We start from the raw sequence: 25,852 nt of genomic DNA, 5'->3' as shown, positions 1-25,852 counted from the left end.
TGCCCAAATGTTCGCAATACGGACGCGGCGGGCACCATTCCGGCAGGGTGAGGTAACCTCTACCCACGATATGCAGCAGGGCCAACGTCGTCCCTCGCCTGTACAGCGGTTCCAGACAGACGAAAGACGACGGGAGGGATTCAATGCCTGCTGCCCGCCTCGGGTTCCCCGAGCCTCAGGGTCTTTACCACCCCGCCAACGAGCATGACGCCTGCGGTGTCGCCATGGTCGCCGACGTCGCGGGACGGCGTGATCACGGCATTGTGGTCAAGGCGCTGACGGCGTTGTGCAATCTCGATCACCGGGGGGCCAAGGGTAGCGAGCCTGACACCGGCGACGGAGCCGGTATCCTCACGCAGATCCCCGATGAGTTCTTCCGGGCCAGTGTGCCGTTCACGCTGCCCGAAGCCGGTTCGTACGCGGCCGGCATCGCCTTCCTTCCGGTCGAGGACGAGGCCAGGGCGGCCGCCGTCCGCCTGATCGAGGAGATCGCGGCCGAGGAGGGCCTGACCGTGCTCGGCTGGCGGGAGCTGCCCGTCGACCGCGACCTGCCGGGTCCGAGCGCGCGGGCTGTGATGCCCCACTTCGCGCAGCTGTTCGTGGCCGACCCGGGCGGTCGTTCCGGGCTCGACCTCGACCGGCTGGCGTTCTGCCTGCGCAAGCGGGCCGAGCACGAGGCGAAGGTGTACTTCCCCTCGCTGTCCTCGCGGACGATCGTCTACAAGGGCATGCTGACGCCCGAGCAGGTCGAGCCGTTCTTCCCCGACCTGAGCGACGAGCGTTACAAGACGGCGATCGCGCTGGTGCACTCGCGCTTCTCCACCAACACGTTCCCGAGCTGGCCGCTGGCCCACCCCTACCGCTTCATCGCCCACAACGGCGAGATCAACACGGTCAAGGGCAATCGCAACTGGATGCGGGCGCGCGAGGCGATGCTGGCCTCTGCCCACATCCCGGGCGATATTTCGCGACTTTTCCCCATCTGTGACCCGGATGGCAGCGACACCGCCAGCTTCGACGAAGCGCTCGAGCTGCTCCACATGGGCGGCCGCAGCCTCCCTCACGCCGTGCTCATGATGATCCCCGAGGCGTGGGAGAACCACACGGAGATGGACCCCGCGCGGCGCGCGTTCTACGAGTTCCACTCCACGATGATGGAGGCATGGGACGGCCCCGCCTCGATCACGTTCACCGACGGCACCGTCGCGGGCGCCGTGCTCGACCGTAACGGCCTGCGCCCCGGTCGTTTCTGGGTGACCGCCGACGGCCTGGTCGTGCTGGCCTCCGAGGCTGGCGTGCTGGACATCGCCCCTGAGGACGTCGTCCGCAAGGGCCGCCTGCAGCCGGGCCGGATGTTCCTCATCGACACCGCCCGCGGCAAGATCATCGAGGACGACGAGATCAAGGCGGAGCTCGCCGCCGAGCAGCCGTACGCCGACTGGCTGCACGCCGGGCTCGTCCGCTTCGAAGAGCTGCCCGCCCGCCAGCGGGAGATCCCCACGCACGAGGCGCTCGTCAAGCGGCAGCAGACCTTCGGCTACACCGAAGAGGAGCTGCGCATCATCCTGTCGCCGATGGCGCGCACCGGCCAGGAGCCGATCGGCTCCATGGGCACCGACACGCCCGTGGCCGTGCTGAGCGAGAAGCCGCGGCTGCTGTTCGACTACTTCACCCAGCTGTTCGCGCAGGTCACCAACCCGCCGCTGGACGCCATCAGGGAAGAGCTGGTCACCTCGCTGGCCAGCACGCTCGGGCCCGAGGGCAACCTGCTCGACCCGGGGCCGAGCTCCTGCCGCCAGCTCGTGCTGCCGTACCCGGTGATCGACAACGACGAGCTCGCCAAGATCATCCACATCAACGACGAGCACGACCTGCCGGGCTTCCACCCGTACGTCATCAGCGGCCTGTACGAGGTCGCCGGCGGCGGCCAGGCGCTGCTGCGGCGGCTGGAGGAGATCAGGGCCGAGGCGTCCAGGGCGATCGCCGACGGCGCCCGCATCATCGTGCTGAGCGACCGCGGCTCCAACGACACGCTGGCGCCCATCCCGTCGCTGCTGCTGACGGGCGCGGTGCACCACCACCTCATCCAGGAGAAGACCCGCACCAAGATCGGCCTGGTCATCGAGACCGGCGAGGCCCGCGAGTGCCACCACATGGCGCTGCTGATCGGCTACGGTGCCGCCGCGATCAACCCGTACCTCGCCATCGAGACCATCGAGGACCTGGTCGACAGCGGGGTGCTCAAGGTCGACAAGCACAAGGCCGTGCGCAACCTGATCAAGGCGTACGGCAAGGGCGTCATCAAGATCATGTCGAAGATGGGCGTGTCCACGGTGGCCTCCTACACCGGCGCGCAGATCTTCGAGGCGCTCGGCCTGAGCCAGGAGGTCATCGACTCCTGCTTCACCGGCACCACCTCGCGCCTCGGCGGCGTCGGCTTCGACGTGCTGGCCGAGGAGGTCGCCCAGCGTCACCGCCACGCCTACCCGCGGGTGGAGAACCCGCACCGCAGGCTCCAGGTCGGCGGCGAGTACCAGTGGCGGCGCGAGGGCGAGCCGCACCTGTTCAACCCCGAGACCGTCTTCAAGCTGCAGCACGCCACCAGGACCCGCCGCTACGAGATCTTCAAGGAGTACACGAGGCTCGTGGACTCCCAGTCGGAGCGGCTGATGACCCTGCGCGGCCTGTTCAAGCTCCGCAAGGGCAAGTCGATCCCCATCGAGGAGGTCGAGCCCGTCGAGAGCATCGTCAAGCGGTTCTCCACCGGCGCGATGTCGTACGGCTCCATCTCCAGGGAGGCCCACGAGACGCTCGCCATCGCGATGAACCGGCTCGGCGGCAAGTCCAACACCGGTGAGGGCGGCGAGGAGCCCGAGCGCCTGTACGACCCGGCCCGCAGGTCGGCGATCAAGCAGGTCGCCTCGGGACGCTTCGGCGTCACCTCCGAATACCTGGTCAACGCCGACGACCTGCAGATCAAGATGGCGCAGGGCGCCAAGCCCGGCGAGGGCGGCCAGCTTCCCGGCCACAAGGTCTACCCGTGGATCGCGAAGACCCGCCACTCCACGCCCGGCGTCGGCCTCATCTCGCCGCCGCCGCACCACGACATCTACTCGATCGAGGACCTCGCCCAGCTCATCCACGACCTGAAGAACGCCAACCCGGAGTCTCGGGTCCACGTGAAGCTGGTCGCCGAGGTCGGTGTCGGCACGGTCGCGGCCGGCGTGTCGAAGGCGCACGCCGACGTGGTGCTCATCTCCGGCCACGACGGCGGCACCGGCGCATCGCCGCTGACCTCGCTCAAGCACGCCGGCGCCCCCTGGGAGCTCGGCCTGGCGGAGACCCAGCAGACGCTGCTGCTCAACGGCCTGCGCGACCGCATCGTGGTGCAGGTGGACGGCCAGCTCAAGACCGGCCGCGACGTCGTCATCGCGGCGCTGCTCGGCGCCGAGGAGTACGGCTTCGCCACCGCGCCGCTGGTCGTCTCCGGCTGCGTCATGATGCGGGTCTGCCACCTCGACACCTGCCCGGTGGGCGTGGCCACGCAGAACCCCGAGCTGCGCAAGCGCTTCACCGGCAAGCCGGAGTTCGTGGTCAACTTCTTCGAGTTCATCGCCGAGGAGATCCGCGAATACCTGGCCGAACTGGGCTTCCGCTCGCTCGACGAGGCGATCGGCCACGTCGAGATGCTCGACACCACCGCGGCCGAGGAGCACTGGAAGGCGAACGGCCTCGACCTGTCGCCGATCCTGCACAAGCCCGAGCTGCCCGCGGGCACCGCGCTGCGCAAGGTCGTCGAGCAGGACCACGGGCTGGAGCACGCGCTCGACAACACGCTCATCCAGCTCGCCGAGGGCGCCATCGACGACGGCACCCCGGTCACGCTGGAGCTGCCCATCCGCAACGTCAACCGCACGGTCGGCACCATGCTCGGCTACCAGGTGACCAAGCGGCACGGCGGCAAGGGGCTGCCCGACAACACCATCGACATCTCCTTCACCGGCTCGGCGGGCAACTCGTTCGGCGCGTTCGTGCCGCGCGGGATCACGCTGCGGCTGACCGGCGACGCCAACGACTACGTCGGCAAGGGGCTGTCCGGCGGGCGCATCATCGTCAGGCCGCACGAGGAGGCGCCGCTCGACGGCCACATCATCGCCGGCAACGTCGCCCTCTACGGCGCCACCTCCGGCGAGGTGTTCATCCGCGGCGTCGTGGGCGAGCGGTTCTGCGTGCGCAACTCCGGCGCCACGGCCGTCGTCGAAGGCGTCGGCGACCACGGCTGCGAGTACATGACCGGCGGCCGGGCCGTGGTGCTCGGACCCACCGGGCGCAACTTCGCGGCCGGCATGTCGGGCGGCATCGCGTACCTGCTGGACCTCAAGCCCGAGCGGGTCAACCGCGAGATGGTCGCCATCGAGGAGCTCACCGAGGCGGACGCCGAGTTCCTCAAGGAGACCGTCGAGAAGCACTTCGCGGAGACCGGCTCGCCGGTCGCCAAGCAGCTGCTGGCCGACTGGGACGCGGCGCTGGCCAGGTTCGGCAAGATCATGCCGACCGACTACAAGCGGGTGCTCGAGGCCGCCGAGGCCGCGCGCATCGAGGGCAGGGACATCGACGAGGCCGTCATGGCGGCCGCGGTTCAGGGTTAAGGGAGGCGTACCGAATGGCTGACCCGAAGGGTTTCCTCACGCACGAGCGGGAGCTGCCGGCGCGCCGTCCCGTCGACGTCCGCATCAGCGACTGGCGGGAGGTCTACGAGGACTTCCCCCGCGAGAAGCTGACCAAGCAGGCGGCCCGCTGCATGGACTGCGGCATCCCGTTCTGCCACAACGGCTGCCCGCTGGGCAACCTCATCCCCGAGTGGAACGACCTGGTCTATCGCACCGACTGGCGCGAGGCGATCGAGCGGCTGCACGCCACCAACAACTTCCCCGAGTTCACCGGCCGGCTCTGCCCGGCTCCGTGTGAGGCGGCGTGCGTGCTCGGCATCAACTCCGACCCGGTGACGATCAAGCGGGTCGAGGTCGAGATCATCGACCGCGCGTTCGCCGAGGGGTGGGTGCGGCCGCAGCCGCCGGCCGTCAAGACCGGCAAGAAGGTCGCGGTCGTCGGCTCGGGACCGGCCGGTCTGGCCGCCGCCCAGCAGCTCACCAGGGCCGGGCATGACGTGGTGGTGTTCGAGCGGGCCGACCGCATCGGCGGCCTGCTGCGCTACGGCATCCCCGAGTTCAAGATGGAGAAGCGGCACATCGACCGCCGCCTGGAGCAGATGCGGGCCGAGGGCACCGAGTTCCGCACCGGCGTCAACGTCGGCGTCGACATCACCGCCGCCGAGCTGCGCGAGCAGTTCGACGCCGTGGTGCTGTCCGGCGGCGCCACCCAGTGGCGCGACCTGCCGGTGCCGGGGCGCGAGCTCAAGGGCATCTACCAGGCGATGGAGTACCTGCCGCTGTCCAACAAGGTCCAGGAGGGCGACTTCCCCGTCTCGCCCGTCTCGGCCGAGGGCAAGCACGTCGTCGTGATCGGCGGCGGCGACACCGGCGCCGACTGCATCGGCACCGCCATCCGCCAGGGCGCCAAGTCGGTCACCCAGCTGGAGATCATGCCGCAGCCGCCCGCCACGCGGCCGGCCAGCCAGCCGTGGCCGACGTACCCGATGCTGTTCAAGATGGAGAGCGCCCACGAGGAGCTGGCCAAGGAGGGCGGAGAGCGCATGTACGCGGTCTCCACCACCGAGTTCGTCGGCGACGAGGACGGCAACGTGCGGGCGCTGCGCCTGGTCGAGGTCGAGGGGCCGCAGACCGGGTTCAAGCCCATCCCCGGCACCGAGCGGGAGATCCCGGCCGAGCTGGTCACGCTCTCCATGGGCTTCCTGGGGCCGGAGAAGGGCCCGCTGCTGCAGGACCTGGCCGAGGTCGCCGGTGACGGCTTCTTCGACGCCAGGGGCAACGTGGCGCGCGACAAGACGTACATGTCGAAGGTCGACGGCGTCTTCGTGGCCGGTGACATGGGGCGCGGCCAGTCGCTCATCGTGTGGGCCATCGCCGAGGGGCGCTCCGCCGCCTCCGGCGTGGACCGGTACCTCACGGGCGACACGGCGCTGCCGTACCCGATCCTGCCGACCGCGCGTCCGCTCGTCTGAGCCCGCCTCTTCTGAAGCGCCCGCCCCTGTGGCGGGCGCTTTGGTTTTTGCAGGGTCTGTACGGATTACAGGTCATGCATTCTTTGCATGACCTGCATGACTTGCAGAGTCTGCAAAAGGTGCATATAGTGCAAAGCATGGAGAGTCCGCAGGAGCGGCGCGAGCGCCGCCGAGCCGAAAAGCGGCAGGCGATCAGGAACGCCGCCGTCCGCATCGCGCTCGACCAGGGGCTCGAAGCCGCCACCGTCGAGGCCATCAGCGCGGCGGCCGACATCTCGCCGCGCACCTTCTTCAACTACTTCGCCTCCAAGGAGGAGGCGCTCGCTCCCGTGCCGCTGTGGACGCCCGAGGAGTTCATCGAGCTGCTCAGCGCCAGGCCCGCGGACGAGCCCGCCTTCCAGTCGCTCAAGGTCGTGGCGCGTGCGCTCGCGCAGCGGCTGCGGCCGGTCATGGCCGACCTCAAGCCGTTCATGGAGCTGCGCAACCGCTACCCCGAGCTGGCCGCCAAGGCCAGGGCCGCCGACGAGACGAAGCTGCTGGAGAGCCTGCTGGGCGCCGTCAGGAGCCGTCCCGGCGTCACCGGCGCCTTGCACGCCAGGCTCCTCGTCGTCGCCACCTTCGGCGCGGCCGTCTCGGCCGTGCAGGAGTCGGTGGCCGGCGGCGGGCCGGTCGAGGAGCTGATCGAGGAGGCGTTCACCCTGCTCGAAAACGGATTTCGACTCTCCTGAAGACAAAGGCGGCGACCGGGGTGGCACCCCCGATCGCCGCGGATCACTCCTGCCCTCTCGCGAAAAAGAAGCAAGGAGTCTGCTCATGGTAGCGACAAACCCCCAGCAGTCCACCTCACGGCGAACACTGTGGGTGGTCATGGGGTCACTCATGCTCACCCTGTTCCTGGCCGCGCTCGACCAGACCGTCGTGGCCACCGCCATGCCCACCATCGTGGGGGAGCTGCACGGGCTTGAGAGCCTGTCCTGGGTGGTCACCGCGTTCGCCCTGACCTCCGGCATCGCCACCCCGCTGTTCGGCAAGCTCAGCGACATGTACGGCCGCCGCACCCTCTACCTCGCGGCCATCGTGCTCTTCCTCATCGGCTCCGCCCTGTGCGGCGTCGCCCAGTCGATGGGGCAGCTCATCGCCTTCCGAGCCTTCCAGGGCATCGGCGCGGGCGGCCTCATGGTGCTGACCTTGACCATCGTCGCCGACGTGTCCACACCCCGCGAACGCGCCCGTTTCCAAGGCCTGTTCGGCGCCGTCTTCGGAATCGCCTCCATCGCCGGGCCGCTCGTCGGCGGCTTCCTCACCCAGCACATCTCCTGGCGCTGGATCTTCTACATCAACCTGCCGCTCGGCGCCCTCGCCCTGGCCGTCGCCTTCACCGTGCTCAAGCTGCCCAAGCGCACCTCGCCGCACCACATCGACTGGCTCGGCGCCGCGCTCCTCGCCGGGGTGCTCACCTGCCTGACCCTGTTCGCCTCATGGGCCGGCAGCACATACGCGTGGACCTCACCCGTCATCATCGGGCTCGGCGCCGGCGCGGTGCTCCTCGGCCTGCTGTTCGTCCTCGTCGAACGGACCGCCGCCGAGCCCATCCTGCCGCTGCGGCTGTTCCGCTCGCGCTCCTTCACCATCCCCGTCGTCACCATCGTGCTCCTGGCCACCGCCCTGGTCGGCATGGCGACGTTCCTGCCCATGTTCCTCCAGCTCGTGCGCGGCGCCGGCGCGGCCGACTCCGGGCTGCTGCTGCTCCCGCTCATGGGCGGCATGATCGTCGCCTCCACGCTCGGCGGGCAGATCGTGACCAGGCTCGGCCGCTACAAGTGGATCATCGTGGGCGGTGCCGTCTGCTCCGGAATCGCCGGAATCCTGTTCTCCACCATGGACGTGACCACCGGCCCGGTCGTGTCGGGGGCGTACATGGTGCTGTGCGGGCTCGGGCTCGGCGTGATGGGGCAGAACCTCATGCTCGCCGTCCAGACCACTGCGCCCGTGGCCGACCGGGGAGCCGCCACCTCGGCCGTCACGTTCGCCAGGAACGTCGGCGGCGCCGTGGGCGTGTCCGTGCTCGGCGGCGTCTTCGCCGCCGGACTCGCGCCCGGCCAGGAGTCACTCACCCCCGCCGCCATCCAGGCGCTGCCCGAGGCCACCCGGCACGCCACGCAGCTCGCCTTCGCCGACGCGATCACCGGGGTGTTCGCGTGGACGGGGCCGATCATGCTGGTCGCGGCGGCGCTGCTGGCCTTCCTGCCGGACGTACGGCTGGGGTCGGAAGCCGCGGACGTACGGCCCGGCCGTCGCGAGCCCGACGCCCAGCCGAGTCACCACGCCTGACGCCCGATCGGCTGACTGCCCACCTACCCGCCTACCCGCCTGTCCGCCTACCCGCCTGTCCGCCTGTCCGCCTGCCCGTCGCCGAGCGACGGGCAGGCACGGCCGTCACGCGCCCGTGAGCTGGGGCAGGACGAGGGGTCCCCTTCGCCCACCATCGACCGAAATTTCACCACTCGGTTGCATCACTGGTTGACTGTCGGGAAGATTCAGATTCTGCGGCATTCAGGCGTAGGGGGAGATATGCGGCGTGTCGCCTCGGGCATGACGGCTCTGGCCGCCGCACTCGCACTCGCCGCCTGCTCGGCCACCGCGCCGCACCCGAGCCAGGCCGGCCCCAAGCCGGAACCGAGCCAGGCCGACCGCAAGCCGGAACCGAAACCAGGACGGCCCGAATACCTCGTCTTCTACGAGTGGGGCCACCAGGGCCAGGCCAAGGCCGCCGTCGAACGCGCCGGCGGCACCGCCCTCTCCGACGACACCAGGCTCGGCTACCTCCTGGCCAGCGGCGGCGACGGCTTCCAGGCGGCCGTGGGCGACGACCCCTCCGTCGTCGGCGTCACCCCCGATCGCAGCATCGGCCGTACCGCGGGACGATTCATCACCAACCCCGCGGCCCTGCCCGACGAGCAGGCGTTCACCAAGCGCAAGGGAGAGCCGCTCGCCCCCCGCCAGTGGGACATGCGCATGATCGGCGCCGACCGCGCCAACGCCAAGGTCCCCGGCAGCAAGAAGGTCCTCGTCGGCGTCATCGACACCGGCGTGGACGGCAAGCACCCCGACATCGCGCCCAACTTCAACCGCGAGCTCAGCCGCAACTTCGTCACCGACCGTCCCAAGGACGACTACGGCGAGACGCTCGACGGCCCCTGCGAGGCCCGCGACTGCAAGGACCCCGTGGACGTCGACGACGACGGCCACGGCACCCACGTCGCCAGCACCATCGCCTCGCCCATCAACGGCATCGGCATCGCCGGCGTGGCGCCCGGCGTCCAGATCGTCAACATCAGGGCGGGCCAGGACTCCGGCTTCTTCTTCCTCAAGCCCAGCATGGACGCCCTCACCTACGCCGCCGACATCGGCGTCGACGTGGTCAACATGAGCTACTACGTCGACCCCTGGCTGTTCAACTGCCGCGCCAACAAGTCCGACACCAAGAAGCAGCAGCTCGAACAGCGCGCCATCATCACCGGCATGCAGCGTGCGCTCGACTACGCGCGCGAACGCGGCGTCACGCTCATCTCCGCCCTCGGCAACGGCTCCACCGACCTCGGCAAGCCCAAGATCGACAGGCAGAGCCCCGGCTACCCCAAGGGCGACGAGAAGACCCGCACGATCGACAACTCCTGCATCAACGTGCCCGCCGAGTCCAAGGGCGTCATCTCCGTCTCCGCGCTCGGCCCCTCCGGCCGCAAGGCCGCCTACAGCGATTACGGCGTGGAGCAGACCGACCTGTCCGCCCCCGGCGGCGACGTACTCGACGGGCAGGGCATCAACGCCACCAGGGGCATCCTGGCCGCCGCACCCGAACACGTGCTGCGCGCCACCGGCCGCATCGACCGCGACGGCAAGCCCAAGGGCGCCGACGTCGTACGCGACTGCACCCGCGGCACCTGCTCCTACTACCAGTACCTCGAAGGCACCTCCATGGCCGCGCCGCACGCCACCGGCGTCGCCGCCATCCTCATCAGCCGCTTCGGCAAGCCCGGCAAGGGCGGGCTCGAACTCGCCCCCGACACCGTCCAGGAGCTGCTCTACAAGACCGCCACACCCAAGGCGTGCCCCACGCCGCGCGAGTACTCCTACGACTCACTCGGACAGACCCAGAAACACCTGTGCGAGGGCGGCACCTCCGACAACGGCTTCTACGGTCACGGCGTCGTGAACGCCTGGAAGGCGGCAACCGCCGAGCCATGATGTACCGCCTCCTCGCCGACGCCGCGATGGTGGTGCACTTCGCCTTTCTCGCCTACATGGCCGTGGGCGGCTTCCTGGCCTGGCGCTGGCCGCGCACGATCTGGATCCACCTCGCCGTCGCCGCCTGGGGAGCCATGTCGGTCGTGACAGGCGTCGAATGCCCGCTCACACTCGTGGAAGACTGGGCACGTCGCCAGGCGGGCCAGGACGGCCTGCCCCCCAGCGGCTTCATCGACCACTACATCGAAGGCGTGATCTACCCGGAGGAGTACACGAACGTGGCGCGACTGGGGGTCGCCGTTCTCGTTCTGTTCTCTTATGCCGGGTACGTTCTCCGTCGTCAGTGACTGTTAAGTGGTCTGTACCAATTAAGGTAGGACTCGTGACTCGTCGCGCGAAAATCGTCTGCACTCTAGGCCCCGCCACATCGTCCAAGGAACGCCTCCGCGAGCTCATCGCCGCCGGCATGGACGTCGCACGGTTCAACCTCAGCCATGGCAACCATGACATGCACAGAGAGGTGTACGACCGGGTCAGGGAGGTGGCGGCCGACCTCGGCCGCGGTGTAGGCGTGCTCGCCGACCTGCAGGGCCCCAAGATCCGCGTCGGCACGTTCGAGGAGGGCCCCGTCAGGCTCGGCTTCGGCGACGTCTTCACCATCACCACCGAAGACGTGCCGGGAGACCGCGAGCAGGTCTCCACCACCTACAAGGGGCTGCCCAAAGACGTCCACCCGGGCGACACCATCCTCGTCGACGACGGCCGCCTCGTGCTCGAGGTCACCAGGGTCGACGGCGAGCGCGTCATCACCCGCGTCGTCATCGGCGGCATGATCTCCGACAACAAGGGCCTCAACCTGCCCGGCGTCAACGTCAGCGCCCCCGCGCTGACCGACAAGGACGAAGCCGACCTGCGCTGGGCGTTGCGCACCGGCTTCGACATGATCGCCCTGTCCTTCGTGCGCCGCCCGTCCGACGCCGACGTGGTGCGCAACATCATGGAGCAGGAGGCCGTACGCCTGCCGCTGCTCGCCAAGATCGAAAAGCCGCAGGCCGTCGAGCGCCTCCCCGAGATCGTCGACGCCTTCGACGGCATCATGGTCGCCCGCGGCGACCTCGGCGTCGAGCTGCCGCTCGAGCAGGTGCCGATCGTCCAGCGCCGCATCATCGAGCTGTGCCGCGAGAAGGCCCACCCCGTCATCGTGGCCACCCAGATGCTCGACTCCATGATGAACTCCCCGCGCCCCACCCGCGCCGAGGCCTCCGACGTCGCCTACGCGGTCATGGACGGCGCGGACGCGATCATGCTCTCCGGAGAGACCTCCGTCGGCAACTACCCGGTCGAGGCCGTCTCCACGATGGACCGCATCGCCTGCGCCGCGGAGAAGTCCTCCCTGCAGGCCACCCACACCCTCGACCGCATGCCCGAGACCACGGGCGGCGCCATCGCCAGGGCCGCGGCCGAGGTGGGCGCCATCGTCGGCGCCAAGGCGCTGATCGCGTTCACCATGTCCGGCGAGACCGCCCGCCGCCTGGCCCGCTACCGCTCGCCCATCCCGCTGCTGGCCTTCACCTCCGCACCCCATGTGCGCGGCCAGCTCTCGGTGACGTGGGGCGTGGAGACCTTCCACGTGCCGTTCGTGCACCACACGGACGACATGGTGCGCCAGGTCGAGGCGTCGCTGCTGTCGCTCGGACGGCTGGAGAAGGGCGACAAGGTCGTCATCGTGGCCGGCTCGCCTCCCGGCACGCCCGGCTCCACCAACGCGCTCCGCGTCCACACCATCGGTTCCGCGGTCTCTCACGCCCACTGACAGGCGGCGTTCCGGGCCGTCCGGCGTTCGACTGGCCCGCCGGTCCGGTCCGGCACCGGCCATCCGACCGGTGCGGCTCGCCTGGAGGGTAGGCAGGCACGGGCCTGGCCCGTCCGGGGTCGGGGGCTGCACTGGCCGGGCCCGCCCGGTCTGCCTGGCGTGGCCACTGTCCTGGGGTTGCCTCCGGTGCCGCTTTGGCCCCGCTCGACGCCCGCTCGCCGGTCCGGTGTTCGGCGTGGTCGCCGAGGCGCTGGCCCTCTGGCGGCGCGACGCCCCACCGGCTCCTGACGCGGCCGGCGTGCCGGGCACCGCAGCTCGCCCCGTGGCGGGGCTGGATCTACGGCCCGCTTCGCGCCCGCTCGACGCCCGCTAACTCCCTCCGGACGCCCGCTCGGTCCCTCCGCTGGTCGCCCCGCGGCTAGTGAGGTGCCTGCTCGGTTCGGTGGTGATGGTGCTGACACGGCTCGTTGGGCACCCGCCGGGTCCGCCAGGGCTTGCCCCGCGTTCGGCGCTCACCCAACCCGCCTGGTCAGTGGGGCGCTCGGGCCGCCGGTAAGGAAGCGCTGGGGCCGCCGACGGCGACGCTCGTCCGCCTGCGTCCGCCCCGGGCGGTCCTGCCCCAGGTCCGCCCTGAGGTGGGCCGCCCGCTCCACGGCGGCCCACCTGGAGTCATTCGCCAAGTCAGTCGTTGGCGTGCAGGGCGGCGTTGAGCTCGACCTTGCCGCCCTGGCGCGGCAGCGCCTCCACGACGCCCGTCTGCGAGTTACGCCGGAACAGGATCCCGTTGGACCCCGACAGCTCGGCCGCCTTGACGACGGTGCCGTCGGGCAGGGACACGCGGGTGCCCGCCGTGACGTACAGGCCGGCCTCCACCACGCAGTCGTCGCCCAGCGAGATGCCGAGCCCCGCGTTCGCGCCCAGCAGGCAGCGCTCGCCGATGGAGATGACCTGCTTGCCGCCGCCCGACAGCGTTCCCATGATCGAGGCGCCGCCGCCCACGTCGGAGCCGTCACCGACGACCACACCGGCCGACACCCGGCCCTCGATCATCGAGGCGCCCAGCGTGCCGGCGTTGAAGTTCACGAAGCCCTCGTGCATGACCGTGGTGCCCGGGGCGAGGTGGGCGCCCAGCCGTACGCGGTCGGCGTCGGCGATGCGCACCCCGGAGGGCAGCACGTAATCGACCATCCGGGGGAACTTGTCCACCCCGTAGACCGTCACCGGCCCACGCCCGCGCAGCCGCAGCCGGGTCCGCTCGAAGTCCGGCACCGGGCACGGCCCGTAGTTGGTCCACACCACGTTGGCCAGCAGGCCGAAGATGCCGTCGAGATTCACCCCGTGCGGGCGGACCAGACGCGCGGACAGCAGGTGCAGGCGCAGGTAGACGTCGTGCGCGTCGGCCGGAGGCTCGGAGAGCTTGGCGATGCCGGTGCGCACCGCCACCACCTCCACCCCGCGCGCCGCGTCGGGGCCGGTCAGCTCGGCCAGCTCCCCGGCCTCATCGCCGGACAGCCGCCGCGTGCCCGCGGCCGGCGCGTCGCCCAGCTCAGGGGCGGGAAACCAGGTGTCGAGTACGGTGCCGTCAGCGGCGATGGTCGCCAGGCCGGTGCCGAAGGCACCGATCGAGGTCGGGTCGATAGCAGTCACGGGCCCAAAAATACCGGTCCGCAGCTCAGCCCAGCGCGCCCAGGTCGGCCGACAGCCAATGTTCCGGCCGCATCCTGAACGTCACCAGCACGTTGAGATCGGACCCCTGCACATAGCCCGACACGGCGTCGGGCGGCAGATAGCGGGAGGAGATCCTGGTCAGGTCCTCCAGCGTCGTCGGCCCCGACCGCACCACCGGACCCTCTACGGACACGTACCGGTACGTCGGGCTCGAACGCTGCACCAGGAGCGAGAACCGCCCGGCCTTCGCGATCAGCCTGGCCTTCACAGAATCCCCATCGGTCAGGAACCTCACGTCGCCACCCGGGGAGTAGTCGTACCAGACGGGGACCGTCAGCGGGCCCCGCCCGTCACCGGACTCCACCGCCAGGCTCGCGATGTGCGGCTCCGCCAGGAACTCCTCCCGGTCAGCCAGGCTCAACGGCATGCCACCCCACCCCCGTGCGTTCGTCGATCTGGAACGGTGATTCCCGCTGTGCGGGATTCCGAAAAGTCCCGAACCCACCATCCTTCGCTGTTCTCTCCCTGACGCCTCCACGCACACCCGCCCCATCTGCCGCAGAAACGGTCAGTATTTGGGGCCGACGTGGCGATCGAGCAGCTCAACGGCCTCCCGCCGCGCGACGGACAACTCGTTGCGCTTGTTGTAGCGCCAGGCGACGCCGAGCAGGTCGAGGGCCTCGCCGCACAGGGCGAGGATGTCCGCCGACTCGTTCTTGAACAGGTAGCGGGGGTATTCGTACCAGCGGACACCGCTGGGCAGGTCGCGGCGGACGCGGTTGACCCCGCGGTAGCCGTCGGAGTGCATCAGCCCGCGCACGAAGCGCCCCGGATGCGTGGTGACGATCTCCCTCTGCCAGGAGAGGAGGGTGATCTCGCGGTCGTGTTTCTTGCCGGGGCCGTGCTGGGGGAAGAGGTGCGGCCAGTGCTTGGAGTAGGAGTTGACCTCGCTGCACCCCTGCCGCCGCAGCACCCGGACCTTGTTGGTCGGCCGGATCGCCCGTAGCGCCTCGACGCACTCCCGCACGAGGCCGGGCCAGCTGTCGGCGCACATGATCCGCAGGGACCAGACGCGCTTGGCCCGGTCTCCGACCCAGGAGATGCAGCCGTCGCCGAGATAGAGACCCAGGAGATAGGCGTAGTCGCCGGTGGGCGCAGGGAGATGAGGCGCCGCCGCGCAGCGGGGGCAGGTGCCGGTCATGGGGGAGTCGTGCGCCGGACGGTCGCGCCACTCGCGGATGGCGGCGCGGCTGACTCCGGTCTGACGGCTCGCCTCGCTGATGCTGAGCCCTGAGGCGAGCAGGCGGAGGGCCTGCTCACGGACCGTGAGATCGTACACGCGGAGAGTGTCGCATCCGGGTACGACAAAACCGCCCGGCCGGATGCCAGGCGGTCGTGTCAGGTGCCCCGGGTGGGATTCGAACCCACACTGTGCGGGTTTTGAATCCGCCTTCTCTGCCAATTGGAATACCGGGGCTGAGATCCGGATATGTCCGGAGGCGTGGGGGTCCCGCGCGTTGGAATCCTAGCCTAAGCATGGGCCGGATCGATCCAGCGTGGATCTAATCTACCGGACGTCGGTACTCTTCTGCTCGTGAGTACGCAGCGGCGAGTAGTGATCGCGGAAGACGAGGCCCTGATCCGCCTCGACCTCAAGGAGATGCTCCAGGAGGACGGCTACGTCGTCGTGGGCGAGGCCGGTGACGGTGAGCAGGCGATCCGGCTGGCCGCCGAGCTGAAACCCGACCTGGTCATCCTCGACGTGAAGATGCCCGTGCTCGACGGCATCTCGGCGGCCGAGCGGATCACCGAGATGCGCATCGCCCCGTGCCTCATCCTGACCGCCTTCTCCCAGCGTGACCTGGTGGAGCGGGCGCGGGATGCGGGGGCGATGGCCTACCTGGTCAAGCCGTTCACGAAGGCGGATCTGGTGCCGGCGATCGAGATGGCGGTCAGCAGGCACGACGAGATGGTGGCGCTCGCGAACGAGGTGTCGAACCTGTCCGAGCGTCTGGAGACCCGCAAGCTGGTCGAGCGGGCCAAGGGTCAGTTGATGGCGCAGCACGGGTGGACGGAGCCCCAGGCGTTCCGTTGGATCCAGAAGGCGTCGATGGACCGGCGGCTGAGCATGCGCGAGGTCGCGCAGATCGTCATCCAGGACGCGGCGGAGCGTTCCTGAGGGTGCCGATCCGGGCTTCTGCGGGCGCCTCCTCTGAGCTCTGAGGGGGCGGTTCCCTGGCGCTCCTGTGCGCCGGTTCTCGGGCGGGTGGCGCCTGGGCTGAAGGCGGTGTCCGCCCCTGTCGTCGGGCGTGCCCGGCCGTGCTCCGGTGTGTGTCGCGGTCGGGCACGCCTTTTCGGCGTGCTTCCGGGAGTTTCGGTCCGTACGGAACCCTGGGCGCGGATCGCCCTGTGGCCGCCCGGTCGCCCCAGAAATTGGGACGCAAGGGACTGTTGGTGTATTTGACCGCTGATCCCGAAATATCACCTCCCTGTCCTGGTGTCGGCCACGCTCGTAACGCTCATGAAACAAACCATTACCATCCGTGCTTGCGACATTACGAATCGGCATAAAAACATCGGGAGAACTCCCCATTTCACCCCACACCGGGCATGCTGAGCCCGTTAAACCCGGCGAAGGCGATCGTCCCTTCGTTGAGATAGGGGGAGTCTCATTTTGATGAACCGCATTGCTCCGGCTGGGCGCGTCCTGGCGGTCGCGGCCGCGGCGAGCCTGGCTTTGACGGCATGTGGCAGTGGCGGCGGCGACACGGCCGCGCAGGAGTCCGCCGCCCCGGCGTCCTCGGCGGCCTCCTCGGCCCCGGCGGCGAAGGGCGACGGCACCTTGACGCTTGGCACGGTCCTGCCCCAGACCGGTTCGCTGGCGTTCCTCGGCCCGCCCGAGTTCGCAGGCGTGGATCTCGCGGTGAAGGAGATCAACGAGGCCGGCGGCGTGCTCGGCAAGCCGATCAACGTGGTGCACACGGACTCGGGCGACACCAGCACGAACATCGCCTCGCAGTCGGTGGACAAGCTGATCGCGCAGAACGCCGACGCCATCATCGGCGCCGCGTCCTCGTCGGTGTCGGAGTCGATCATCGACAAGATCACGGGTGCGGGGATCGTGCAGTTCTCGCCGGCCAACACCTCCGACAAGTTCACCACGATCAAGGACGACGGCCTGTACTTCCGTACGGCTCCGCCGGACAAGCTGCAGGGCCGCGTCCTCGGTGACGTGATCGCGGCCGACGGCAACGACACGATCGGCATCCTGGCGATGCAGGACTCGTACGGCTCCGGCCTGGCCGACCAGGTGACGGCGACGGCCGAGGCGGCCGGTGCGAGCGTGGTGGAGCGGGTCGACTACGACCCGAAGGCGGCCGACTTCTCCGCTGACGTCGCCAAGATCAAGGCGAAGAACCCGAAGGCGATCGTGCTGATCGGCTTCGAGGAGGGCGCCAAGGTCGTGGCCGAGCTGGTCAAGCAGGGCCTGACGGCGGACAAGCACAAGTGGTACATGGTGGACGGCAACATGTCGAACACCAACTACGCGGGCATGCCGAAGGGCACGCTGAAGGGCGTCAAGGGCACCATTCCCGGCGCTGAGGCGCCGGACGCCTTCAGGGACAAGCTCAAGGACATCAACAAGGACCTCGACGACTACACCTACGCCGCCGAGTCCTACGACGCCGCGAACCTGATCGCGCTGGCCGCCGAGGCCGCCAAGGACGACAGCGGCCGCTCCATCGCCTCCAAGCTGCCCGAGGTCAGCAAGGAAGGCGAGAAGTGCAAGAGCTTCAAGGAGTGCGTCGAGCTGCTGAAGGCGGGCAAGGACATCGACTACGACGGCATCAGCGGTCCGGTCGAGTTCGACGACAACGGTGACCCGCAGGTGGCGACGATCGGCGTCTACCAGTACGGGGACGACAACAAGTACCCGAGCAAGGCTCTCGAGTACCGGACGGGCAAGATCGCGGGCTGATCCCGCCTGTCACCGAGACCGCCTCTCCCGCGCCGCGCCCGCGGGGGAGGCGGTCTTTCATTTGGGGCTTCCGGGCTGCTGGGGCAGGCCGCAGGTGCGGGCGGCGTACAGGATGAGCCGGTCCTGCAGGGGCTTGGGCGGTGAGACGATCACGACGCGCTCCTCTCCGCCGTCGAGCGTGACGCGTACGGGGAACAGGAACGCTTTCTTGGCCTCGGCGAAGGCGTGGGCGTCGCAGCGGCCGGGGGAGAGCCGGATCGGCGCCCGGATCTGCTGCGTTCCCGGGTCGAGCACGCCGAGCGGCTCGTCGTGGCCGACGATGTAGTGGGTGGTGCCGCCCATGGAGACGAGGCGGACGGCGCCGGGGCCGCGCCGCGTGACGATGAGGTCGCCCCGCATGACCGCGTCCGCGCCGGAGCCGGTCTCCTTCCATTCCGGCCCGAACTCGATGTTGACGGCCTGTTTGACCAGGTATTCGGAGCATTCGTCGCGCAGCACCCTGGCCAGCAGCGGGTCGGGGTGCGGCACCGGGAAGGCGACGGTCCTGGGCGGCTCGTCACCGACGCTGATCCTGGCGACGATCTTGGCGGGTGCGACCTCGGGCAGGCCCTTGGGCAGGCAGTTGGCGGGGCCGTAGGGGAGCGGGAGGTCGGTGCGTTCGGTTTTGCCGATGACGGCGTCGGCGCGCTGCGGCGGCAAGGTCTTGAAGGACGCCGACACGAGCTGGACATCGGCGAAATAAACGCGTGTTTCATAAATGTTTCGGACGGCCACCAGAAGCCGGTGGGCCGCTTCATCCGAGCGATATTGCGCCAGCGAGACCGTGACCCCTGGCGGCGGCGCGGCAGGGGCAGATGAAGCCGGTTCGGTGGTGCCGCAACCGGCCGCGAGCAGCACCGTCGCAAGAACGGGGGTTATGCGCTTCACCTATCGCACATTAAGCGTCCTTGCCCAGGTCCGTAAGTTGAGGAGTGATTACGACTCCGCATCCAAGTGCCGACAGTTCCCCACCGCATCTGGTTGGATCATGCGACGGTTTTGTACGTTTCCTGCATTCGATCGGGAACGCTCGGCGGTGCTGACGGATCCCGGCCTGGAATGAAGGAGACACTTCATGATCCGCATTGCTCCCGTGGGGCGGGCGCTGGCTGTCGTGGCTGCCACCAGCCTCGCCCTGACAGCCTGCGGTGGTGGCGGTGACACCGCCACGCAGACTTCCGAGAGTGCCGCTCCGGCCTCTTCCGCTCCCGCGGCGAAGGGCGATGGCACGCTCACCCTTGGCACCCTGCTGCCCCAGACCGGTTCGCTGGCGTTCCTCGGCCCGCCCGAGTTCGCAGGTGTCGACCTGGCGGTGAAGGAGATCAACGAGGCGGGCGGCGTGCTCGGCAAGCCTGTCGTCAAGCACGACACCGACTCCGGTGACACGACGACGAACATCGCCTCGCAGTCGGTTGACAAGCTGCTCGCCCAGAACGCGGACGCCATCATCGGTGCGGCGTCCTCGTCGGTGTCGGAGTCGGTCATCGACAAGATCACGGGTGCGGGCGTGGTGCACTTCTCGCCGGCCAACACCTCCGACAAGTTCACCACGATCAAGGACAACGGCCTGTACTTCCGTACGGCTCCGCCGGACAAGCTGCAGGGCCGCGTCCTCGGTGACCTCGTCATCTCCGACGGCAACGACACCGTCGGCATCCTGGCGATGCAGGACTCGTACGGCACCGGCCTGGCCGACCAGGTCCAGAAGACCGTCACCGACGCCGGCGGCGAGGTCGTCGAGCGCGTCGACTACGACCCGAAGGCGGCCGACTTCTCGGCGGACGTCGCCAAGATCAAGGCCAAGAACCCCAAGGGCATCGTGCTCATCGGCTTCGAGGAGACCTCCAAGGTCATCCAGGAGCTGGTCAAGCAGGGTCTGCCGGCCAGCAAGCACAAGTGGTACATGGTGGACGGCAACATGTCGAACACCAACTACGTGAAGATGCCGAAGGGCACGCTGAAGGGCGTCAAGGGCACCTTCCCCGGCGCCGCCGCTCCCGACGAGTTCCGCGACAAGCTGCTCGCCGTCGACCCCAAGCTCGAGGACTTCACCTACGCCCCCGAGTCGTACGACGCGGCGAACCTGATCGCGCTGGCCGCCGAGGCCGCCAAGAGCGACGCGGGCCCGGACATCGCGGCGAAGCTGGGCGAGGTCAGCAAGGGCGGCGAGAAGTGCACGAACTTCAAGGAGTGCGTCGACCTGCTGAAGGCCGGTAAGGACATCGACTACGAGGGCGTCAGCGGTCCGGTCGAGTTCAACGACGCCGGTGACCCGGCCGTCGCCACCATCGGCATCTACCAGTACGGCGACGACAACAAGTACCCGGCCAAGGCGCTGGAGTACCGTACCGGCAACATCGAGGGCTGAGCAGCACCCGGCACTCGAGTTGAGGGCCCGGCCATCACGGCCGGGCCCTTTCCCGTGTCAGGGGCCCTTCCTCGTGCCAAGCCCGTGCCCACCGGCGAAGGAGCCCGCTCAAGGGCGGAGGTTCTTGCGCTGAAGGGCGAAGGGGTCGCTCAAGGGCGAACAGGCCCGTGCCCACCGGCGAAGGGCCCGAGGTCACTTGCAGCCGGCCACGATCCGGTCGGCGGCCGCGCGGTACTGCTTGAGCAGCGCCACCTGCCGCTCCCGGGGGACGTCGCTCTTCGACAGGCGGGCCGTGGTGGCCTTGACGGTCTCGGCGGCCGGCTTCAGCGAGCCGGGCAGCCGGTCGGCGAACTCGGTCGTGATGCCGTACGCCTCGGCCAGGCGGCCGATGACGGCGTCCTCGAAGTTCTGACGCTCCTCCTGGCCCTGGGGCTCCAGCAGCAGGTCGGCGTACCCGATGGCGGAGACCACGCGCGCGCACGGGTCGTCGGCGGGGTCGCCGCCGGTGCTGTACTTGGCCGAGGAGGACGCGGCCTCCTGGCAGCCGACGAGGAGGGCGGGGACGATGAGTGCGACTGCCGCGAATCGTTTCACAGCGCACATTCAAGAACGGGGAAGGGCTCCCGAGGGAGGCCCTTCCCCGTCTTGCGGTTGATCCGTTACGTTACGCCTTCGCGAGCGTGCCGAGGTACAGCTCGATGACCTTGGGGTCGTCGGCGAGCTGCCGCCCGGTGCCGGTGTAGGCGTTGCGGCCCTGGTCGAGGACGTAGCCGCGGTGGCAGATCTGCAGGCAGCGGCGTGCGTTCTGCTCCACCATGATCACGGTCACGCCCGCCTTGTTGATCTGCTGGGCCTGGATGAAGACCAGGTCCTGCAGCTTCGGCGACAGGCCCGCGGACGGCTCGTCCAGCAGCAGCACGGACGGTTCGGTCATGAGCGCCCGCGCCATCGCCACCATCTGCCGCTCACCGCCCGACAGGGAGCCGGCGCGCTGCTTGCGCCGCTCCTTGAGCGCGGGGAACAGCTCGGCCACGAACTCGAAGCGCTCCTTGAACTTCCCCGGCACCTGGAAGGCGCCCATCTCGAGGTTCTCCTCGATGGTGAGGCTGGGGAAGACGTTGTTGGTCTGCGGGACGTAGCCGACGCCCCGCGAGACCAGGTCGTGCGCCTTCATGTTCGTGATGTCCTCGCCCTTGAGCAGGACGGTGCCGCTGCGGATGGTGACCAGCCCGAACATGGCCTTCAGCAGCGTCGACTTGCCGGCGCCGTTGGGACCGATGATGCCGATCAGCTCGCCCGGCTTCACGTACAGGTCGGTGCCGTTGAGGATGTTGACGCCCGGCAGGTAGCCCGCGATGAGCTCGTCGCAGCGCAGCACCGCGTCCTTGGCGCCCTCCAGGTGGGCGCTGCGGTCGGTGACGGCGCGCGCCGACTTCGCCGGGGCGGCCTCCGGGGTGGGCTCTTCGGCCTGCCCGTTCGCCGGGGTCGGCGATTCGTCGGCGCTCACTTCTGGGCCTCCTCTTCGATCTCGGCTTCGAGGGCCTCCTCGGCCTCGTGGAGCTGGGACTCAAGCTCGGTGTCGGTAAGCGGCGCGTCGTGGTGGGCGCCCAGGTAGGCGTCGACGACGCGCTCGTCCGACATGATCGTCGAGGGCGGGCCCTCGGCGATGACCGCGCCCTGAGCCATGACGATCACCCAGTCGCTGATGTCGCGGACCATGTCCATGTCGTGCTCGACGAACAGCACCGTCATGCCCTGCTCGCGCAGGTCCTTGACGTGGCCGAGCAGCGACTGCGTCAGCGCCGGGTTCACACCGGCCATCGGCTCGTCGAGCATGACCAGCTCCGGCTTGACCATGAGCGCGCGGGCCATCTCCAGCAGCTTGCGCTGGCCGCCGGACAGCGAACCGGCGAAGTCGTCGCGCTTGGCGTCGAGCTTGAACCGGGCCAGTAGCTCCTCGGCCCGCTCGGTGATCTCCGCCTCCTGGTCGCGCCAGAAGGCGGGGAACATGGCGCGCCAGAAGCTCTCGCCTTTCTGCTGCTGGGCGCCCAGGCGCATGTTCTCCAGCACGGTCAGCCGGGACAGCGCCTTGGTGAGCTGGAACGTGCGCACCATGCCGGCGCGGGCGACCTTGTGCGCGGGCACGCCGTTCATGGGCTTGCCGTTGAAGGTCCACGTGCCGGAGTCGGCCGTGTCGAAGCCGGTGAGCTGGTTGAAGAACGTCGTCTTGCCGGCGCCGTTGGGCCCGATCAGCGCGGTGATGGAGCCGCGCTGGATCTCGACGTGATCGACGTTGACGGCGGTGAGACCGCCGAAGCGGCGCACCACCTTGTCGACCACGAGGATGGGATCCGGCTTGGGCACGCCCGGGTCGCGGGGCAGGTCGGCGAACGCGGCCAGTGCGGCGGCCTTGCGCTCGCTGGTCGTGTTCTGGGTCTCAGCGTGCATCGATCGCTATCTCCCTCTTGTCACCGAAGATGCCCTGTGGCCGGAAGACGAGCAACAGGATGAGGCCGAGACCGACCAGGACGTACCGCAGCGCGCCGACCTGGTTGACGTCGATGAAGGTGATGTAGCCGGCCGCGACGGCCTCGCTGAGCACGCCGTTGAGCAGGACCAGCAGCACCCAGAACAGCATCGCGCCGACGACCGGGCCGAGCACGCGGGCCGCGCCGCCCAGAATGATCATCGTGTAGAGGTAGAACGTGGTCTCGGTGCCGAAGACGTCGGGCTGCACGGAGCCGTACGCCAGGCCGTAGATGAAGCCGCCCAGGCAGCCGATGACGCCACCGAGGATGAGCGCCTGCATCTTGTACGAGAACACGCTCTTGCCCAGGCTGCGCACCGCGTCCTCGTCCTCGCGGATGGCCTTGAGCACGCGGCCCCACGGGCTCTTCATGAGCATGAAGACGATGAGGCAGCACAGCGCGATGAGCACCCAGCCGACGGTCAGCACCCACATCGAGCGGTTGTTGAAGAACAGCGGGATCGGGCCGAGGTTGAAGCCGTAGTCGCCCTCGGGGTACGGGTTCAGCGCGTAGAAGCCGTCGCTGAAGCCGCGCTGTCCGTCGGAGCCGCCGAAGATGTCCTTGAACGTCACCGAGCGGAAGATGAGCCGGACGATCTCGGCCGCGGCGATGGTGACGATGGCGAGGTAGTCGGCGCGCAGCTGCAGGGTCGGGATGCCGAGCAGGAACGCGAGGACGACCGCGCCTGCGATGCCGACCGCGATGCCGACCCAGAACGGCAGGCCCATGACGGTCACCATGACCGCCATGCCGTAGCCGGCCACGCCCATGAACGCGGCCTGGCCGAAGTTGAGCAGGCCGGTGTAGCCGAAGTGGATGTTCAGGCCGATCGCGGCCAGGCCGTACAGCACCGTCTCCACGTTGATCGCGGACTTGATGGTGGTGCTGAGAATCGTGATCCAGTCCATTCTGATCCTCCCCCGATCAGCCGATCCGCTCGCGGCGGCCCAGGATGCCCTGCGGCCGAACGAGGAGCACGATGATGAGCACGGCCAGCGCACCGACGTTCTTCAGCTCCGGCGGCACCCACAGCGTGGAGACCTGGATGAACAGGCCGACCACGAGCGAGCCGACCAGGGCGCCGAACGCGGTGCCCAGGCCGCCGAGCGTCACGCCGGCGAAGATGAGCAGGAGGATCTCCTGGCCCATCGTGTACTTCAGGTTCTGGGAGAGCGCCAGCATGATGCCGGCCAGCGCGGCGATGGCGCCGCCGCCGGTCCAGATGATCCTGATGACGCGGTCGACGTTGATGCCGGAGGAGGCCGCGAGCGCCGGGTTGTCGGCCACCGCACGGGCCGCCTTGCCGGTCCTCGTCCGCAGCAGCGCGAACCCGACGATGATCAGCACGACGAGCTCGATGCCCATGGCGACCAGGTTCTTGGGAGCGGCCGAGATGGGGCCGATCTCGATGCCCGGTTGCGCGTTGTACTGGGCGTACGCTTCGGTCTGGCCGCCGAAGAAGATCAGGAACATGTAGCGCATGAAGAGCGCCACACCGATCGAGATGATCATCATGGCGATGATGCCGGTGCCCCGCTTACGGAGCTTGCCCCAGAACAGGCGATCCTGAAAGTAGCCGAGCACCGCTGCGACGAGGACGGCGATGATGGCGGCCGGGATCAGGTGCAGGCCCAGGCCGACGTTGAAGCCGTAGGCCAGCAGGGCGCCCAGGGTGACCAGCTCGCCGTGGGCGAAGTTGGTCAGGCCGGTGGTGCCGTAGATCAGCGACAGGCCGAGCGCGGCCAGCGCGATGATGAGGCCGAGGTTGAGGCCTTCGAAGGTGAGCTGGGCGGCCTGCGCCCAGAACGTGCTGCCGCCGCTGGTGCCGCCCTCCTCCTGCTGCTGCTCGCCGGCCGCGCCCTTGGGCTGGAGCGCGAAGAGGACGGTCGAGCAGTTGCCTTCGTAAACGGTCGGCGTACGGGTGTTGTTGCCGCCGCGCACCTCCGCGTTCTGCGGAAGGGTGCTGACATCGAGCGTGACCTTGTACTTACCCGGTTTGTCGACCTGTACTTCCCACGTGCCCTGGGGATTGGTGGTGACCTCCTCGACGGGTTGCCCGCTTTCGGTGGTCACGGCGATTTTGGCGCCGTTCACTGGCTGGCCTTGGAGTTTGAGCGTTCCCCTCAACCCCTGGCAATCGGCTGGATCCGCGTGCGCGGGGCCGGCAAGCAGGAAGATGAGTCCACTCAGAAAGGCCGTGAACGCGATCACGGCTCTGCGCAATGGTGCTCCCTCAAGTAGGTCAAGGCGGGGTTGTGCCCCTCCATCTCGACACGCGCGCATCGCAGGCACAACTGGGATGCAATGGCGGGAGCTTATTGCGGCTACGCCCGTTTCAGTATCGTTCGTCACCAATTAGTGACATGCGTGTGTCACTGATGTGAGCAAACAACCTGGCAGGTCAGGGGCTAAATCGGGGTAGACACCTGGCGCGCGGAGGAAACGATCTCGTAACGATCGGAAGATAAGGGTGGACGAGCCCGCGGGGGCGGCCGTTGGGGCCATGTCAGGCGCCGTCGGCCGTACACGGGAGCACCCCGCATACGCGGGGCCGGACACGTTTTCTACTTGGCCTCCCCGCGGGCTCTGGTGAAACCACCGTAGCGACCCGCGGGGGGCATGCGCAAAGGGTCGAAGAGAGTGACGTATGGGACGCTTCTGGTCAAGCGTCACGAAGCATGCAGGTGAGGCGTGAGGTGCACACGCGCCTGCCCTGCTCGTCGGTGATCTCGATGTCGTACGTCGCCAGCGTCCTGCCGCCGTGCAGCCGGGTCGCCACCCCCGTGACCCAGCCCTCGCGGGCCGAGCGGTGATGGGTGGCGTTGATCTCGATACCCACGGCGATCCGGCCGGCGCCGGCGTGCACGGCCGCGCCCACCGAGCCCAGCGTCTCGGCCAGCACCGCCGAGGCCCCGCCGTGCAGCAGCCCGTACGGCTGCGTGTTCCCCTCGACCGGCATCCGGCCCACCACCCGCTCCGCCGAGACCTCGAGGAACTCGATGCCCATCCGGTCGGCGAGCGTGTTCTTGTGCATGTCGCGGAGTATCGAGACGTCCATAGGGTCGGTCTG

20 protein-coding genes and 1 tRNA gene are annotated in these 25,852 nt (G+C 68.9%); 10 read left to right on the top strand and 11 right to left on the bottom strand.

Annotation, left to right across the window (positions count from 1 at the left end; all coding sequences use genetic code 11):
• Positions 1-143: 143 nt before the first annotated feature.
• From gltB to pyk, 7 genes are all read left to right on the top strand, one after another.
• Positions 144-4,649 carry a glutamate synthase large subunit gene (gene gltB / locus AB0K67_RS07870; protein WP_364054653.1) on the top strand — a complete coding sequence of 1,502 codons (4,506 nt, stop codon included), beginning with the start codon at positions 144-146 and terminating at the stop codon, positions 4,647-4,649.
• A gap of 14 nt (positions 4,650-4,663) precedes the next feature.
• Positions 4,664-6,142: a glutamate synthase subunit beta gene (locus AB0K67_RS07865; RefSeq protein WP_364054650.1), complete on the top strand. Its 1,479-nt coding sequence runs from the start codon at positions 4,664-4,666 to the stop codon at positions 6,140-6,142.
• A gap of 137 nt (positions 6,143-6,279) precedes the next feature.
• On the top strand, positions 6,280-6,870 hold the full coding sequence (locus AB0K67_RS07860) for a TetR/AcrR family transcriptional regulator (RefSeq protein ID WP_364054647.1): 591 nt from the start codon (positions 6,280-6,282) through the stop codon (positions 6,868-6,870).
• Between the two features lie 85 nt (positions 6,871-6,955).
• On the top strand, positions 6,956-8,473 hold the full coding sequence (locus AB0K67_RS07855; RefSeq protein WP_364054644.1) for an MDR family MFS transporter: 1,518 nt from the start codon (positions 6,956-6,958) through the stop codon (positions 8,471-8,473).
• Between the two features lie 240 nt (positions 8,474-8,713).
• A complete protein-coding gene (locus AB0K67_RS07850; RefSeq protein ID WP_364054641.1) occupies positions 8,714-10,387 on the top strand; it encodes a S8 family serine peptidase in 1,674 nt (557 codons plus the stop codon).
• Entirely contained in the window at positions 10,384-10,734 is a 351-nt protein-coding gene (locus AB0K67_RS07845; RefSeq protein ID WP_364054638.1) for a DUF2784 domain-containing protein, read from the top strand. Before AB0K67_RS07850 ends, AB0K67_RS07845 begins: the two co-directional genes overlap by 4 nt.
• 35 nt (positions 10,735-10,769) lie before the next feature.
• Positions 10,770-12,200: a pyruvate kinase gene (pyk, locus tag AB0K67_RS07840; protein ID WP_364054635.1), complete on the top strand. Its 1,431-nt coding sequence runs from the start codon at positions 10,770-10,772 to the stop codon at positions 12,198-12,200.
• Positions 12,201-12,881: 681 nt separating this feature from the next.
• On the opposite strand, the gene dapD is transcribed toward pyk, so the two are convergent.
• The 4 genes from dapD to AB0K67_RS07820 all read right to left on the bottom strand — a co-directional run bounded on the left by dapD (position 12,882) and on the right by AB0K67_RS07820 (position 15,345).
• Positions 12,882-13,847, bottom strand: coding sequence for a 2,3,4,5-tetrahydropyridine-2,6-dicarboxylate N-succinyltransferase (gene dapD / locus AB0K67_RS07835; protein WP_364054632.1), 966 nt, complete (start codon positions 13,845-13,847; stop codon positions 12,882-12,884).
• A 25-nt stretch (positions 13,848-13,872) separates the two neighbouring features.
• The gene (locus AB0K67_RS07830) at positions 13,873-14,295 is read right to left on the bottom strand and encodes a pyridoxamine 5'-phosphate oxidase family protein (protein ID WP_364054629.1); all 423 of its coding nucleotides are present in this window, start codon (positions 14,293-14,295) and stop codon (positions 13,873-13,875) included.
• 141 nt (positions 14,296-14,436) lie between these two features.
• On the bottom strand, positions 14,437-15,207 hold the full coding sequence (locus AB0K67_RS07825) for a helix-turn-helix domain-containing protein (RefSeq protein ID WP_364054626.1): 771 nt from the start codon (positions 15,205-15,207) through the stop codon (positions 14,437-14,439).
• A 64-nt stretch (positions 15,208-15,271) separates the two neighbouring features.
• Positions 15,272-15,345 (bottom strand) — tRNA-Leu (locus AB0K67_RS07820).
• A gap of 117 nt (positions 15,346-15,462) precedes the next feature.
• On the opposite strand from AB0K67_RS07820, the gene AB0K67_RS07815 reads away from it, so the two are divergent.
• Both AB0K67_RS07815 and AB0K67_RS07810 read left to right on the top strand, forming a co-directional pair.
• Entirely contained in the window at positions 15,463-16,047 is a 585-nt protein-coding gene (locus AB0K67_RS07815; protein ID WP_364054623.1) for a response regulator, read from the top strand.
• Positions 16,048-16,545: 498 nt separating this feature from the next.
• A complete protein-coding gene (locus tag AB0K67_RS07810) occupies positions 16,546-17,847 on the top strand; it encodes an ABC transporter substrate-binding protein (protein WP_364054620.1) in 1,302 nt (433 codons plus the stop codon).
• A gap of 57 nt (positions 17,848-17,904) precedes the next feature.
• On the opposite strand, the gene AB0K67_RS07805 is transcribed toward AB0K67_RS07810, so the two are convergent.
• Positions 17,905-18,567: a hypothetical protein gene (locus AB0K67_RS07805; RefSeq protein ID WP_364054617.1), complete on the bottom strand. Its 663-nt coding sequence runs from the start codon at positions 18,565-18,567 to the stop codon at positions 17,905-17,907.
• Positions 18,568-18,961: 394 nt separating this feature from the next.
• On the opposite strand from AB0K67_RS07805, the gene AB0K67_RS07800 reads away from it, so the two are divergent.
• Positions 18,962-20,254 (top strand): ABC transporter substrate-binding protein, encoded by a 1,293-nt coding sequence (locus tag AB0K67_RS07800; RefSeq protein ID WP_364054614.1) that lies wholly within the window; start codon positions 18,962-18,964, stop codon positions 20,252-20,254.
• Positions 20,255-20,446: 192 nt separating this feature from the next.
• On the opposite strand, the gene AB0K67_RS07795 is transcribed toward AB0K67_RS07800, so the two are convergent.
• The 6 genes from AB0K67_RS07795 to AB0K67_RS07770 all read right to left on the bottom strand — a co-directional run bounded on the left by AB0K67_RS07795 (position 20,447) and on the right by AB0K67_RS07770 (position 25,816).
• Positions 20,447-20,848, bottom strand: a complete 402-nt coding sequence (locus tag AB0K67_RS07795) for a hypothetical protein (protein WP_364054611.1) — start codon at positions 20,846-20,848, stop codon at positions 20,447-20,449.
• Between the two features lie 70 nt (positions 20,849-20,918).
• Positions 20,919-21,761 carry an ABC transporter ATP-binding protein gene (locus AB0K67_RS07790; protein ID WP_364054608.1) on the bottom strand — a complete coding sequence of 281 codons (843 nt, stop codon included), beginning with the start codon at positions 21,759-21,761 and terminating at the stop codon, positions 20,919-20,921.
• Complete coding sequence (locus tag AB0K67_RS07785; RefSeq protein WP_364054605.1) at positions 21,758-22,702, bottom strand: ABC transporter ATP-binding protein; 945 nt, start codon at positions 22,700-22,702, stop codon at positions 21,758-21,760. Before AB0K67_RS07785 ends, AB0K67_RS07790 begins: the two co-directional genes overlap by 4 nt.
• Positions 22,692-23,690 carry a branched-chain amino acid ABC transporter permease gene (locus AB0K67_RS07780; protein ID WP_364054602.1) on the bottom strand — a complete coding sequence of 333 codons (999 nt, stop codon included), beginning with the start codon at positions 23,688-23,690 and terminating at the stop codon, positions 22,692-22,694. The genes AB0K67_RS07785 and AB0K67_RS07780 overlap by 11 nt, the downstream gene beginning before the upstream one ends.
• 16 nt (positions 23,691-23,706) lie before the next feature.
• Positions 23,707-24,876 carry a branched-chain amino acid ABC transporter permease gene (locus tag AB0K67_RS07775; protein ID WP_364054599.1) on the bottom strand — a complete coding sequence of 390 codons (1,170 nt, stop codon included), beginning with the start codon at positions 24,874-24,876 and terminating at the stop codon, positions 23,707-23,709.
• A 568-nt stretch (positions 24,877-25,444) separates the two neighbouring features.
• On the bottom strand, positions 25,445-25,816 hold the full coding sequence (locus tag AB0K67_RS07770; RefSeq protein ID WP_364054596.1) for a hotdog fold thioesterase: 372 nt from the start codon (positions 25,814-25,816) through the stop codon (positions 25,445-25,447).
• Positions 25,817-25,852 lie beyond the last annotated feature (36 nt).

The organism is Nonomuraea sp. NPDC052634 (genome assembly GCF_040678535.1).
Classification (GTDB): domain Bacteria; phylum Actinomycetota; class Actinomycetes; order Streptosporangiales; family Streptosporangiaceae; genus Nonomuraea; species Nonomuraea fastidiosa.
The sequence above is the reverse complement of the archived record's forward strand: the minus strand, read 5'-3'. Positions and strand labels throughout refer to the sequence as shown.

Bases quoted from the DNA above. Each gene is read 5' to 3' on its own strand.
- AB0K67_RS07830 (WP_364054629.1), bottom strand. From the start codon at position 14,295: ATGCCGTTGAGCCTGGCTGACCGGGAGGAGTTCCTGGCGGAGCCGCAC.
- AB0K67_RS07865 (WP_364054650.1), top strand. From the start codon at position 4,664: ATGGCTGACCCGAAGGGTTTCCTCACGCACGAGCGGGAGCTGCCGGCG.
- AB0K67_RS07770 (WP_364054596.1), bottom strand. From the start codon at position 25,816: ATGCACAAGAACACGCTCGCCGACCGGATGGGCATCGAGTTCCTCGAG.
- AB0K67_RS07780 (WP_364054602.1), bottom strand. From the start codon at position 23,690: ATGGACTGGATCACGATTCTCAGCACCACCATCAAGTCCGCGATCAAC.
- AB0K67_RS07850 (WP_364054641.1), top strand. From the start codon at position 8,714: ATGCGGCGTGTCGCCTCGGGCATGACGGCTCTGGCCGCCGCACTCGCA.
- AB0K67_RS07860 (WP_364054647.1), top strand. From the start codon at position 6,280: ATGGAGAGTCCGCAGGAGCGGCGCGAGCGCCGCCGAGCCGAAAAGCGG.
- AB0K67_RS07845 (WP_364054638.1), top strand. From the start codon at position 10,384: ATGATGTACCGCCTCCTCGCCGACGCCGCGATGGTGGTGCACTTCGCC.
- AB0K67_RS07800 (WP_364054614.1), top strand. From the start codon at position 18,962: ATGATCCGCATTGCTCCCGTGGGGCGGGCGCTGGCTGTCGTGGCTGCC.
- gltB (WP_364054653.1), top strand. From the start codon at position 144: ATGCCTGCTGCCCGCCTCGGGTTCCCCGAGCCTCAGGGTCTTTACCAC.
- AB0K67_RS07785 (WP_364054605.1), bottom strand. From the start codon at position 22,702: ATGCACGCTGAGACCCAGAACACGACCAGCGAGCGCAAGGCCGCCGCA.
- AB0K67_RS07810 (WP_364054620.1), top strand. From the start codon at position 16,546: ATGAACCGCATTGCTCCGGCTGGGCGCGTCCTGGCGGTCGCGGCCGCG.
- AB0K67_RS07855 (WP_364054644.1), top strand. From the start codon at position 6,956: ATGGTAGCGACAAACCCCCAGCAGTCCACCTCACGGCGAACACTGTGG.